The organism is Corynebacterium freneyi (genome assembly GCF_030408835.1).
Taxonomy (GTDB): domain Bacteria; phylum Actinomycetota; class Actinomycetes; order Mycobacteriales; family Mycobacteriaceae; genus Corynebacterium; species Corynebacterium freneyi.
Genome location: NZ_CP047357.1, coordinates 541,157 through 553,455 on the forward strand (window position 1 = coordinate 541,157; position 12,299 = coordinate 553,455).

A 12,299-nucleotide genomic window follows, 5' to 3' on the forward strand; every position below is an offset into this window, starting at 1 on the left:
AAAAACCACCGGAGCTCCGGTGGTTTTCGCATTTCCTTCCCCCTCGGCGGAGGCTCCGGGGAGGCTCCGTTTTCCGGAAACTCAGTCTTGGGCGAGCACCTTCGGCCCGTACCAGTGCGCCAATTCCAGGGCGACGCGGAACTCCGGAGTCGCGATGGTCTCCGCATCGGCGACCTCCCGGACCCGGTCGAGGCGGTACTTGACGGTGTTGCGATGCACGAGCAACGACTCTGCGGCGCCGCCCACGCCGGAGGCGAGGTACGCCCGCACCGTCTGCCTGAGCACGTCGCGGTCCGCATCGTCGTGGGCCAGGGGACCCAGCGTCGCGCGGACGAAATCCGCGGCGTCGGCGAGCCTGTCGACGAACGCGGCCGCGGTCGCCGTTCCCGGTTCCCGGTCGTCGACGACGGCGACGTCGAATGCGATGGCACCGAACAGCGACGAGCATCGCTGAGCGCGACGGTGGCTCAACCGGAATCCCTCGATGCCGGGGGACGACGGGCCCACGGCGATGCGCAGTCCGGGCTGCTCGGGAACCTTCGGGGCGCCCGGGCCGGGCTGCGCCGACGGCACCGTGCACCAGGCCCAGGCTTCCGTGCTGCCGGGGACGACGATGAGCGGAGCGGAATGCGAACCAACCGCGTCGGCGATGGTTCGGGACGCGGACTTGACCAGTACCGGATCGATCTCGCCGTCGCCGTTCGCGGAGGGGTGGAAAACGAGGGCCATGTGTCGGCCGGCCATGGGGTAACCGCCGATGTCGTCGGCGGCGTGCGCCGCCCCGAGAACGTCGAGGACCTTCCTCAGGTGTTCCGCGTTGCCGGGTATCGGCAGTGCGGTGGCCTCGGTTTCGTAGGCCCGGGTGACGTCGGCCGTCATCGCGGTGATGAACGAATCGGTCAACCGGCGCAGGTGGCCGAGGAAGCTGAACAGTTCGTCGGACGGCAGCGGCTGCGCGGCGTCGTGGACGATCTGCAGAAGCTCCCGTTCCACCGCATTGTGGGACTGGTGGTACTGGAGGAGCAGGGTCGACAGGGGAATGCCCTGCCGGGCGAGCAGTCGGGCGTAGTCGAGCGCGGCCTTCGGGGCGCTCGGCGTCCAGGGGTCTTCGCCGGTGCTGAGCAGCTCGCCGAAGCGCCCGATGACCGCCCGGATGCTTGCGCGGAGCGGTTCGCGCACCGCGGCCCAGTCGGAATCCGACGGGGGGAGCGTGGCGACGATGAGCCGATCGGCCGTGTCCTCGGCGAAGGTCGCGTCCGTCAGCTCCGTCACGGCATCACCGACGATGCGCAGCATCTCGTCCATCGTCATCGCCCGGTCTTCCGCACCCGCCCTCCGGCGAGCTCGGACAGCGCCCGGGCCGCGGCGTTGGCGCCGCACATGCCGTGCACGCCGGCGCCGGGCGGGGTCGACGCCGAGCACAGGTAGGCGCCGGGGAGCCCCGCGTGGTACGGGTCCGGCGACAGCACCGGGCGGGCGAGTAGCTGGGTGACGCCGGAATGGCCGCCGAGGATGTCCCCGCCGACGTAGTTGGCGTTGTAGTTCTCCAAGTCGCCGGTGGACATCGAGTTACGCGACACGATGATGTCGCGGAATCCGGGGGCGAAGCGTTCGATCTGGGCGATGATCGCTTCGGTGGCGTCGCCGCGGAATCCCTGCGGGACGTGGGCGTAACTCCACAGGGGGTTGAGCGTTCCCGACGATCGGGACGGGTCGGCCAGGTACTGCTGACCGACCAGCACGAAGGGCTGGTCCGGCATGACGCCGCCGGCGCTCATCTTCTCCGCGGCGGCGACCTCCTCGGCGGTTCCGCCCAGGTGCACCGTGCCGGCGCGACGGCAATCCGCGTTGGTCCACGGAACGTCGCCGTCGATGACGAAGTCCACCTTGAACGCCGCCATGCCGTGGCGGTATTTCCCGTAGGCCCGGCGTTGACGGCGGGGCACCCGGTTGCGGCCGAGAATGGACAGGGCGTTGCGGGGGCTGACGTCGAGCATGACGACGTCGCTGTCGCCCAGCTCGTCGATCGATCGGACGGTGCGCCCGGTTTCGATCCGGCCGCCGCGACTCTCCAGTTCCGCGACCATGGCCTCGGCGATCGCCCCCGAACCGCCGACGGCGACGGGCCATCCCCGCGCATGGGCGGACGCGGTCAGCAGCATGCCCACCGATGAACTCATCGGGGTGTCCAGCCGACTCATGGCGTGGGCGGCGACGCCGGTGAACAGTGCGCGGGCCTGGGGCGTGCGCCACCGGCGCCAGGACATCGACGCCGGCAGGGCCGCATTGGCCCCGAACAAACCGAACAACACGGGGTGCCGGGGCAGGTGCACGGGCGAGTCGAGGGCATCGGAGGCCAAATCGGCGAAGTTGGCGGCGAAGGGACCGAACGTCCGCTTCCACATCGGACCATCGGCCCCGAGCCCTGCGGCCGTTGCGTCGATGTCGCGGTACAGGACTCCGGCGGTGCCGTCGTCAAGCGGATGCGCGAGATCGACCTCCGGCCACGCGAACTCCAGACCGTGGGCGCCGAGATTCGCGCCCGTGAAGAAAGGACTGGCCACCGCCAGGGGATGCACGGCCGAACACACGTCGGAAACGACCCCCGCCCCGGTCACGTCCGCGCTGCGCATCCCCCCGCCCGGCGTGGACGCCGCCTCCAACACGGTGACGTCCACGCCCGCGCGCGCCAGCGTGATGGCCGCGGCCAACCCATTGGGGCCGCTGCCGACGACTGTGGCGGTGGGGGTCATCTAGATCCTTTCCTTTCGAGAGACGCGCTCCCGCTCGGAAACCAGGGCCCGGTTGCGGTACGGGGCATCGGGGGAGAACGGAATGGGGCCGTCGGGCAACCACGGCTGCGTCGACACCGCGTCCCGCACCCGGAACGTGCCCTCCTCGATGACTCCCAGAGCCAAATCGACGACCTTGTACCGCTGGGTGGCGCGGTGGATCGGCTGGGATTCGACGCACACCGCGACGACCTCGCCGGGGGCGTAGTTCATGTGCTTTTGCACAGTATGCATGAAGTGGGGACCGTGCAGGTGGCCGTCGCCGAAGTTCCAGCCCAAGGCCCAACCGCAGATGTTCTCGCCCTCGCGCAGCGTGTACTTCTCGAGGTCGTCGCCAAGCTCGCGGACGAGCAGCGACAGCATGGCGCGACCCTGCGAATGCATGGAGCGGAACGCGATCGCCTTCTCCAGCAGCTTGACCGCGGCCTCCTCGCCGTACAGCTTGGCCAGAACGTCCTCCTGGTTGCCGGTCGCGGCGGGGAACTCGTCGTACAGCCGGCGCAGGGCGTTCGGCCCGAAGGCCCACATCGTCGTCGCCCAGTTGCCCGAGTACTGGCGCATCGCGAACAGGAACGACACGATGTCCGGGCGCAGGTTGCCCAGGATGGGCAGGGGCAGCACCACCAGCGCGATGAACAGCGCGACCCACGGCGACGACAGATCACCGACGCCGAACCCGTCCCAGGCGGGGAACCCGAAGAACAGCAACGGGGTGATGACGAGGAAGTGGATGTTCCACTCGATCGGCACCGCCAGCGGAATCGTCGACGTGATGAAGACGTGCATGCCCATGATCATCACCGCGCCGATGGCGGCGAGTACCGGATCGACGGCGAAGAGCAGCAGCAGCGGCGCGACGATCTCTACGACCGTGCCCAGGCCGTGGCCGATCAGGTGCGACACCCGCGAGGGGTTCAGGTCGTTGCGGGCGTCGCGGTAGAACAGTCGGTTGATCTTCGGGAACACCATGTAGGGGGTGCTCGACATCATCGGGCCGATGACGTACGAGAAGTGCGGACCGATCTTCGCGATGGCGGCGCCCATCCACACCACGACGATGAGGCACTTGGCGGCGATCATGAAGTTGACGGGGCCGAGGACCACGCCGAACAGCAGCAGCGGCAGGTACTGGTCGGCGCGGGCGGCCAGGAACGGAACCTGGTCGCGTGCGCCCAGCAGCACCAGCGCCACCATCGGCATGGCGAAGGCGAGCGTGGGCAGGACGCCGTCGTCGGCGTCGGGCAGCACCGCCGTCAGCTCGGCGGATTCCACGCCCTTCATGGCCAGGCCGGCGACGAGGGTCGCAAGCACGGCCAGGTAGAGGATCACGTCGACGATGGTCCGGCGATCACCGGAGGTCAGCGGAATCTTGCCGCCCCACGGTGGGCGCCGCACCGTGCCGGGGCGCACCCAGTGGAACACGCCGGCCATCGGGGGCCAGAAGTGGAACATCGCGGGACCGGAGGCGGCGCCGATGCTCAGCGCCTCCCAGAGGATCGCCCAGAGCAGGAGCTTCTGGTAGACGATCGGCTCGGCCCACCAGTCGTGGTAGTCCCACAGGGACCCGAGGCCCGAGGAGGCGACGGCGATCCAGCCGCCGAGGAGGAGCCAGGCGGCGATCTTGATCACGTAGAACAGCGGGGCCGCCGACGGCGAGCCGAGGCCGCGTTCGGCCCAGTCGGTGGCCTGGAGGCGGATGCGCTGGAGGAGGGGCAGGCGCTTGTACTCGTCGAGGGCGACGTCGATGAGTTCCGGTTTCATCAGGGACATGTGCGTCTCCTTTGGTGTCGGGTGGCGGCGGGCGTCAGCGCGCGACTGCGGCCGCGGCCATTTCCGTCAGGGCGATCTTGTCGACCTTGCCGACGGGGTTGCGGGGCAGGTCGGGCAGTACGTGGATCGACTCGGGCAGCTTGACCTTGGCCAGTCGGGCGGAGATGTGGGCGCGCAGGTCGTCGAGGTCCGGGGTGCCGGTGACGTAGGCGATGGGGATTTCGTTGAGGACCGGGTGGGGTGCGGCGACGACGGCGGCTTCGGCGATGTCGCCGTGGCTGGTCAGCGCGGCTTCGATTTCCGAGGGGTAGAGGTTCTCGCCGCCGCGGATGATGAGGTGCTTGATCCGGTCGACGATGCTGAGGAACCCGTCGTCGTCGATGATTCCGACGTCTCCGGTGCGGAGCCATCCGTCGCGGAAGGACGCGTCGGTGTCTTCCCGTCGGTTGAGGTATCCGCGCATGACGTTGGGGCCCTTGATGAGCACTTCGCCGCGCACGCCGGCGGGCGCGAAGCCTCCGTTTTCGTCCGCGATGCGGACTTCCTGCCTCGGCAGGGGCTTGCCGACGGAGCCGGAACGCGGTTCGTCCGTGGGGCGCATGACGGTGCTGACGCACGTGCCCTCGGTGAGGCCGTATCCCGTGAGCACCCGGACCCGGAATCGCTCTTCGAAGGCCAGCAGCATTTCGATGCTCGCCGGCGCCGCTCCGCAGATGGCGAACCGGAGGCTGGAGAAGTCCGCGTCGACGTCGTCCGGCAGTGCCAGCAGGTAGGAGTAGATCGCCGGCACCGCGGAGAAGTAGGTCGGCTGCGCCGTCTGCACCGCCTCGACGAAGGTGGCCGGGTCGAAGCGCGGTTCGATGGTGATGCGCCCGCCGCCGCGGAACGGCGCGAGGAATCCCGCGAGCAGCGCGTTGGAGTGGAACAGCGGCAGGATCATCAGCGCGTGTTCGTCGCCGGTCATGCCGACGACTTCGTTCATGTCGAGCGACATCGCGTCGACGTTGGCGTGGTCGAGCAGGACGCCCTTGGGCCGTCCGGTGGATCCGGAGGTGTAGATGATGAACGCGATGTCGTCGCCGGCGGTGCTCGGGGCGGGGAGGTCGGCGCCCTCGGGGATGCTGGTGCGCAGCTGCGACACCGGAAGCACGACGGCGCCGGGGAAGCGTGCTTCGGGGTCGTCGGCGGCGATGTCGTCTTCGGCGACGACGAGCCGCGCCGAGCTGTCCTCCACCTGGTAGGAGGATTCGTTCGCGGTGAACGTGGGGTTCAGCGGCGTGACTGCCGCTCCGATCCGCCATGCCGCGCAGATGACCGTGAGCAGCTCGATGCGGTTGGACAGGAACGTGGCCACGACGTCTCCTCGCTTCACGCCGTTGTCGAGGAGCTGGGTGGCGACCGCGTCGACCTGTTCCGCAAATGCTGCACCGGTGATTGATTGGCGCTTGTCGGTGAGGCGGATTCGCGTGTCGGTGGCGTGCGACGGGTGCCAGGGGAGGTACTGGGCGATGTCGGTCATGAAAACTCCAATGTGACGTGGGTCATATCCGATGGGTGATGATGGATTATATGCCCTGGTTGGAGCCGTGAGTTAGTGCGTCCGGGTTAAAGTTTTTCGATAAAAACTGTGCATGATGCACAAGCGGGTTCGGCATCGCCCTTTTCGTCGGCACGCGGGAGGATGGGCGCGGAAAAAATCCGGCACAAGTGCTTGTTAAACGGCTCGTGGGGTGCTAGTTTCGCCCCAAAAGTGTGAGGCACATCATAAGATGGCGAGCTATGGGTCGCCGATTCGACATGGCCCGCTCGGTCGGGCCGGAGGGAAGAACATGGGACGGATCAATCCACTGCGGGCCGTGCTCGGCGTCGGCGTCGGGCTGGCCCTTGCCGGGGGCACCGGCGTCGCCGTGGCGCAGGGCGGGCTGACGGCCAACCTCGCGCTGTCCGGGACGATCTTCAATGTGTCCATGGGCAACCTCGACGGCGAAGATTTCTCGCTCTTCGTCGGAGGCGAGGAGCTGCCCGACGGCACGATCCCGGCGTCGAAGCTGCGTTTCGGCACCGCCTCCGCATCGGATCTGTGCGTTTCGGCGCCCCTGCGGGGTCTCCCCGGCGTCGGCGACGCGATCTTCGTGCTCAAGGTGCCGGGGGAAAACACGGTGCAGGCCACCGACCTCGTCGTGGGGGCGACGGTCCTGCGCGGCAACCTCGTCCTGGACAACCCGCAGATCGGCATCGACGCCAGCCAGGTCGACGGGGCGGCTCCCGCCAATGCGTGGGGCATCGCCTCCCACGGCGTGTCGGTGCAGGCGCAGGAGATCCGGGCTTCCTCGGTCGGGGCCGGGAGCCTGACCGCGTCCGGTTTCGACATCGGAGTGAAGAAGGGGCACGAAGGTGGCTGCTGACGACGATTCCGTACACGAGGAAAGCCACCCGGTCGTGCACGAGGAAAGCCACTCGGTCGAGGATGCGCCCGCCGACCGACGCCGCCGATTCGCCGCGTGGCGATCCGACCGGCCGTTCCTGCCGGGCCTGCTCGTGATCATCTCGGGGGTCGTCATCATGATCCCGGCCTATTTGACCTTCAAGGTCGCGGACATCCTGGTGATGATCTCGACGGTGTCGGGCGTTTCCACGCTGGTCATCGGCACCATTCTCGTTTTGCTGGGCATCACGGCCTGGATGCGGCCGGCGGTGCACCTCCACCTCGGGGTGCTGGCGATCATCTTCGCCGTCATCGCCCTGCCGACGTCGAACATCGGCGGCTTCGTCGTGGGCACCCTGTTCGGCGTCATCGGCGGCGGACTGTTGCTGGCGTGGGAGGACGCGGAACCGGTGAACCGGCGGGGCAAGCACCGGAAGAAGAGAACCGCGCGGTCCGGTGCCGCGGTGGCGGCTTCGCTGGCGGTCGCGTCGACGGCGGTGGTCGCCGTCGCGACCGGTCCGAAGGCGCGGGCCGAGCCGAGTGAGCTCCTGCTTCCCGCGGGCACGACGGGCGTGGTGATGGCCGAAGAGGTCGTCGTCTCGGGCGATGTTCGGGTCACCGTGGACACGGTCGAGACCACCGCGGGGCCGGTCGACGTCATCGAGCTGCGCGCCGAGCGGGTCGAGGCCGACGGACTCGCCGTCGACATCCCCGGCCCCCTCGGACAGGGCGTACTTCGCACCCCCTCCGACGCGAAGACCGTGCTGACCGGGGCCCCCGTCATTTTGCGCACCGCGTCCCTTTCCGCGATCCCGGCGGTGGAGGGGGCGTCGACGGTGCCGGTCAGCGTCGACGTCTCGGGCGTTCCCGAGCCCGGCCTGGCGGCGCTGGGCCTGCCGCTGATTCCGCTGCCGGGCGAGATCATGGACCGGGTGGCCCTGCGGAACGTGCGCATGGATGTCGTGGGCCTCTACGGACTCGGCGGCGCGCTCGACGTCACCGGAATAGATCTGCGAACCTGACCGGCCCACCGCCGACGCGTGACGACGAAGCCCCTCCCCGGATGATTTTCGGGGAGGGGCCTTTCGCCGTGCTCGGCGCCCGCCGTCAAGAGAAGGCGGTGACGGCGCGCCGGGCGGATCAGCGGGGGTTCTCGTGGCGGCGGAACGCGCGTTCGGCGATGGGGACCATGCGGACCCGGCGGGGCAGCACGGTGAAGATGCCGCGGACGGCGCGGGAGAACAAGGTGAACCGGATGGCGTCGGAACGCGTCCACGACCAGCCGAGCTTGCGGCGCAGGGTTTCGGGCAGCAGTCCCACGGCGACCCAGAAGAGCAGCGCCCTCATGCCGGGGGCGATCGGGCGCCAGGCCCACTCGGGCAGCCACGGCAGCGGGCTGTCCAGGGTGAGGGCGCGGACGATGCGGGAGCGGTCGACGGTTTCCTGTCGGTCCAGCTGCCCGTCGACCACGCGGTCGAAGTACTCCTGGTACTCCGCGTAGGTGCGGGGCGCGCCTTCGGGCTCGGAGACGCCGTAGAGCCGGTACCAGGCCCGGCTTTCCTGGAACAGGCGCTCCTTTTCTTCGTCGGTCATGGGCGGCATGAAGTTGCCGGCCAGCGCATACGGCATGGCGGCGAACGTCGCATGGGCCCAGTAGTAGACCGCCGGGTCGAGCGAGTGGTACCGCGAACCGTCGTTGCGGTGCCCCTTGATGTCCCGGTGGTAGTCGCGGATCATGGCGCCGACTTCTTCGCCTTCGTAGACCGTGCGGATGATCGGGAACGCGGAGCGCAGCAGTCGCGCCACTTCGTTGTCGAAGACGTTGGAGTGTTGGACGAGGGCCGTGGAGACGTCCTCGTGGGTGATCTGGAGCAGGCCCGCGTACAGGGCGGCGAACGTCGACCGCCAGTCGCCGAAGCGCCGCCACAGGACGGTGTCGGGGCCGAGCTGCGGCAGGTCGGTGTCCTGCAGGGCGAGGTCGCGGTCGCTGAGGTGGTTGGTCATCGGTTTTCCAATCTGGCTTCGGGAATCGGTGAGGCGGCGGGTGCGAACGAGTGGGACGCGGCGTCGATGGTTCCGAGGTCCCGGATCTGGTGGCGGCGATCCGGCGGGCTCGCGTGCCAGTTGGAGGCGCGCACCGTGAAGGCGCCGGGGCCCCGGATCTCCAGGGCCCGGATGTAGCGGCGGGCGTGGTCCGCTCGAGCTTCGGCGATGTCCAGCGGGCGGCGGGTGCTGAGTCCCGTCACCGGGGCATCGACGAACAGGAGGTTGGGTGCCCCCACGACCTCGATGGCCCTGTGGAGCCGGGGCTCGGCGTCGAGGATTCGGCCCGAGCCCGGATCGATGTCGAGGACGGTGTCGCCGCCGGTGGCCCGGATGAGTACGTCGGCGCGCACGACGTCGTCCCCGGCGGGCGTGACGACGGCGACCCGCCACTGTCCGGTGTCGTGGTCGAAGGCGGCGGATCGCGCTTCGGTCCGCAACCGGACGTCGGCTCCGGCGGCGTCCAGGGCTTCCCGCAGATGGGCGCGGAAGCCGGCGGCGGTGCCGTCGACGGCCTTGCGGTCGAGGTACGGCGTGCGGAAACGCAGCCGCTTCGACGGCGCCGGGCCGCCCGGACGTGCGGCGGCGCCGCCGATCTCGTCGGTAGCCTCGACGAGCGTTACGTCGAATCCGGAGAAAGCGCAGTCCGCCGCTGCCGCGCATCCGGCCGGGCCCGCTCCGATGACGGCGACCGTGGGCCGTCGATAGGGTTTGTGCATTCCGCTGCCTCCCTGGAAGTGATCTGCGTCATATTTGCGGTCAGTTTAGGCGCGGGCGATTGTTTTGGCCAGAGTTTTCATGCACATCGTTGGGGGCGTTTTTTGTTTCGAATGCACAATCACGCCCCTGTCATGCCGAAATGTCGAATCATGGTCGTGTTTGCGGGGAGAATCCTGGCGGCGGCCGAAGCGATCATGCATGATTGGATTTGCTCGGGCCGGGGTCGTCCACGTGGGCCGGTGGAGTCCGAGCCAGTCGGACGAGTCGCATCGAGTCCGCGCGCACCCCGCCCGAAATTCGACGGAGCACCCGTGAAAGGGGTAAAAGTGCAGGTCAACAATGAAAATCCGCCGGTGCTCGTGGAGCACGGCGATGGCATCACGCGAATCACGCTGAATCGACCGGAGCGGTTGAACGCCGTGGATCTGGGGCTGCTCGACGCGCTCGCCGGGGCGCTGGCCGACGCCGCCGAGGAGGGAAGCCGCGTGGCGGTCATCGGGGGCGCCGGCCCCGCGCTGTGCGTGGGAGCCGATCTCGCCGCCGGCGCATCGGGCAAGCAGGACCCGGCGGCCGTGATGGAAGCCGCCGCGCGGGTGATCGGGGCGATTCTCGAGGCACCCATGCCGGTGGTGTGCGCGGCGACGGGCCCGTCCGCGGGCTTCGGGGCGTCGCTGGCCCTCGCATCCGACATCACCGTGATGGCCGACGACGCCACGTTGATCTTCCCGTTCGCGCATCTCGGTCTCGTCCCCGACGGCGGCGTCAGCCACCTGCTGCCGGCTCTGGTGGGCCGTCAGGTCGCGTCGCGGATGCTCATGCTCGGCGAGACCGTCGACGCCGCCCAGGCGGCCAGGCTCGGCATCGTCGCCGAGTCCGTCCCGACCGGCGAGCTCGGCGCCAGGATCGACGCGATCGCATCGACCCTCGCCGCCGCCCCGGCCCGCGGCATGACCGAAATGAAGAAGACCCTCGTCGCGGGGGTTCGCGACGAGGTGTCGGATGCGCTGAAGCGGGAGGGCGCCGCCCAGACCGAGCTGCTGGCGTCCCCGGAATTCCGCCGCGCCGCGGCCGCCTTCGTCGCCCGCGCCAAGCGCGGCTGAGTCCGAGCGTGGCGCCGCGTCAGTCGAGGCGCTTGATCTGGCCGAGAACCAGGGAAAGCGCCTCGACGGCGCGCTCTTTTTGCTCCGTGGCATCGACGAGCACGGACGACAGACCCAGCCCCCGGGCGACGTCGAAAAGCATGGTGAGGAACCTGCGCGTGGGCTTGTCGGACAAGTCCGCCTTCAACGCTTCGGCGGTGAGCTCGAAAATCTCGCGATTGAGCCGGGACTCGGCGGGCAGAATGATCTTCGCCAGATTCGGGTCGCTCGCCGCGGCCGACCACACGTGCGTCGCCGCATGGAAGAGCTCGCCGGTGAAGAAGTCGATGACCAGCCGGATGACCTCCTCGACCGGCGCACCGTTTTCTCCGACGTCCAATGCGGCGATCGCCTCGCGGAACTGCTCGGTGCGCTCCTCCGAAATCTGGCCCAGCGCCTGCTCGATCAACGTCTCGCGGGTCTGGAAATGATGCTGGGCCGCGCCACGCGACACCCCGGCCTTCTCCGCGACCAGGCTCACCGTGGTCGCCGGCACGCCCCTCGTGGCGAGGGTGTGCACCGTCGCCTCGACGAGCTTGCGGTGCGTTTCCTTGCTTCGGTCCTGCTTCGGGGTGCGCGGCATGAAATCGTGGTTACCTTTCCGGGATCAGTCGTCGTCCGGTGAGCGGGGCGAGTCCGTCGGCTCCGCCCATGCGGGGCGGCGTCGAGACAGGAAGGCGGCCATGCCCTCCTTCGCCTCGGAACTGGCGAACAGCCTCGACGACGTCGCGGCCAATTCCGATCCCCGCTGATCGAATGCCTCCAGTATCGCATGATTGAGCAGGGCCTTCGTTTCCGCCAACCCCTGCGGCGAACAGGCCAGCAGATCGGCCGCATACGCGGCGGCCGCGGCGGCGGGATCGTCGGCGACCTCCGTCACCAGGCCGATCCGGGCGGCCTCCGCAGCGTCGAAGACGTCACCGGACAGCAGGTGCCGGGCCGCGGCCCGCGAACCCAGCCGCGGCAGCACGGTCAGCGCGATGAGCGCCGGCGCGACGCCGATGCGCGGCTCCGGGGCCCCGAACGTCGACGAGGGGGAGACGAACGCGACGTCGCAGGCCGACAGCAGGCCCATCCCGCCGGCGCGGACATGACCGTCGACCATCGCGATGACCGGCTTCGGCGCGGCCACGATGGACCGCAGCAGGGCCAGGAAATTGCCCGCCGCGGCCTCGACGCCGCTGGCCTTCGCCGACCCCAGGTCGGCGCCGGAGCAGAACGTGGAACCGGCGTGATCGATGATCACGGACCTGACGTGCGGGTCCGCCACGGCCGCCGCCAGGTGGTCGGAGACCTCCCCGATCATCTCGGCGGACAATGCGTTGCGCTTGGCGGGCTCGTCGAGCGTGATGAACGCGACGCCCGCGTCGGTGCGGTAGTTGATGGGCATGACTGCTCCTCCTTGGGGGT

General features: G+C 69.1%; 11 protein-coding genes. 3 read left to right on the plus strand and 8 right to left on the minus strand.

Annotated features, from left to right (window positions below; translation table 11 throughout):
- Window positions 1-81 precede the first annotated feature (81 nt).
- From CFREN_RS02345 to CFREN_RS02360, 4 genes are read right to left on the minus strand one after another with little or no spacing between them, the layout of a single operon-like run.
- Entirely contained in the window at window positions 82-1,311 is a 1,230-nt protein-coding gene (locus CFREN_RS02345; RefSeq protein ID WP_209654126.1) for a PucR family transcriptional regulator, read from the minus strand.
- Window positions 1,308-2,753 carry a phytoene desaturase family protein gene (locus CFREN_RS02350; RefSeq protein WP_209654123.1) on the minus strand — a complete coding sequence of 482 codons (1,446 nt, stop codon included), beginning with the start codon at window positions 2,751-2,753 and terminating at the stop codon, window positions 1,308-1,310. The genes CFREN_RS02345 and CFREN_RS02350 overlap by 4 nt, the downstream gene beginning before the upstream one ends.
- Window positions 2,754-4,562: a DUF3556 domain-containing protein gene (locus CFREN_RS02355; protein ID WP_209654121.1), complete on the minus strand. Its 1,809-nt coding sequence runs from the start codon at window positions 4,560-4,562 to the stop codon at window positions 2,754-2,756.
- Window positions 4,563-4,596: 34 nt separating this feature from the next.
- Window positions 4,597-6,081, minus strand: a complete 1,485-nt coding sequence (locus CFREN_RS02360; protein ID WP_083291149.1) for a class I adenylate-forming enzyme family protein — start codon at window positions 6,079-6,081, stop codon at window positions 4,597-4,599.
- A 310-nt stretch (window positions 6,082-6,391) separates the two neighbouring features.
- Between CFREN_RS02360 and CFREN_RS02365 the strand changes: the two genes are divergently transcribed.
- Together CFREN_RS02365 and CFREN_RS02370 are read left to right on the plus strand one after the other, a co-directional pair.
- On the plus strand, window positions 6,392-6,967 hold the full coding sequence (locus CFREN_RS02365; RefSeq protein WP_209654119.1) for a DUF6230 family protein: 576 nt from the start codon (window positions 6,392-6,394) through the stop codon (window positions 6,965-6,967).
- Entirely contained in the window at window positions 6,957-8,009 is a 1,053-nt protein-coding gene (locus CFREN_RS02370) for a DUF6114 domain-containing protein (RefSeq protein WP_209654117.1), read from the plus strand. Before CFREN_RS02365 ends, CFREN_RS02370 begins: the two co-directional genes overlap by 11 nt.
- Before the next feature lie 118 nt (window positions 8,010-8,127).
- On the opposite strand, the gene CFREN_RS02375 is transcribed toward CFREN_RS02370, so the two are convergent.
- Complete coding sequence (locus CFREN_RS02375) at window positions 8,128-8,991, minus strand: oxygenase MpaB family protein (protein WP_035122040.1); 864 nt, start codon at window positions 8,989-8,991, stop codon at window positions 8,128-8,130.
- Window positions 8,988-9,749 carry an FAD-dependent oxidoreductase gene (locus CFREN_RS02380; protein WP_209654115.1) on the minus strand — a complete coding sequence of 254 codons (762 nt, stop codon included), beginning with the start codon at window positions 9,747-9,749 and terminating at the stop codon, window positions 8,988-8,990. The genes CFREN_RS02375 and CFREN_RS02380 overlap by 4 nt, the downstream gene beginning before the upstream one ends.
- A gap of 327 nt (window positions 9,750-10,076) precedes the next feature.
- Between CFREN_RS02380 and CFREN_RS02385 the strand changes: the two genes are divergently transcribed.
- A complete protein-coding gene (locus tag CFREN_RS02385) occupies window positions 10,077-10,850 on the plus strand; it encodes an enoyl-CoA hydratase/isomerase family protein (RefSeq protein ID WP_209654113.1) in 774 nt (257 codons plus the stop codon).
- A gap of 19 nt (window positions 10,851-10,869) precedes the next feature.
- Here the strand turns inward: CFREN_RS02385 and CFREN_RS02390 are convergent, their stop codons facing one another.
- Together CFREN_RS02390 and CFREN_RS02395 are read right to left on the minus strand one after the other, a co-directional pair.
- A complete protein-coding gene (locus CFREN_RS02390) occupies window positions 10,870-11,472 on the minus strand; it encodes a TetR/AcrR family transcriptional regulator (protein WP_070519344.1) in 603 nt (200 codons plus the stop codon).
- Window positions 11,473-11,496: 24 nt separating this feature from the next.
- Window positions 11,497-12,279, minus strand: coding sequence for an enoyl-CoA hydratase family protein (locus CFREN_RS02395; RefSeq protein ID WP_209654111.1), 783 nt, complete (start codon window positions 12,277-12,279; stop codon window positions 11,497-11,499).
- Window positions 12,280-12,299: the final 20 nt, after the last annotated feature.

Bases quoted from the DNA above. Each gene is read 5' to 3' on its own strand.
- CFREN_RS02345 (WP_209654126.1), bottom strand. From the start codon at position 1,311: ATGACGATGGACGAGATGCTGCGCATCGTCGGTGATGCCGTGACGGAG.
- CFREN_RS02350 (WP_209654123.1), bottom strand. From the start codon at position 2,753: ATGACCCCCACCGCCACAGTCGTCGGCAGCGGCCCCAATGGGTTGGCC.
- CFREN_RS02355 (WP_209654121.1), bottom strand. From the start codon at position 4,562: ATGTCCCTGATGAAACCGGAACTCATCGACGTCGCCCTCGACGAGTAC.
- CFREN_RS02360 (WP_083291149.1), bottom strand. From the start codon at position 6,081: ATGACCGACATCGCCCAGTACCTCCCCTGGCACCCGTCGCACGCCACC.
- CFREN_RS02365 (WP_209654119.1), top strand. From the start codon at position 6,392: ATGGGACGGATCAATCCACTGCGGGCCGTGCTCGGCGTCGGCGTCGGG.
- CFREN_RS02375 (WP_035122040.1), bottom strand. From the start codon at position 8,991: ATGACCAACCACCTCAGCGACCGCGACCTCGCCCTGCAGGACACCGAC.
- CFREN_RS02380 (WP_209654115.1), bottom strand. From the start codon at position 9,749: ATGCACAAACCCTATCGACGGCCCACGGTCGCCGTCATCGGAGCGGGC.
- CFREN_RS02390 (WP_070519344.1), bottom strand. From the start codon at position 11,472: ATGCCGCGCACCCCGAAGCAGGACCGAAGCAAGGAAACGCACCGCAAG.
- CFREN_RS02395 (WP_209654111.1), bottom strand. From the start codon at position 12,279: ATGCCCATCAACTACCGCACCGACGCGGGCGTCGCGTTCATCACGCTC.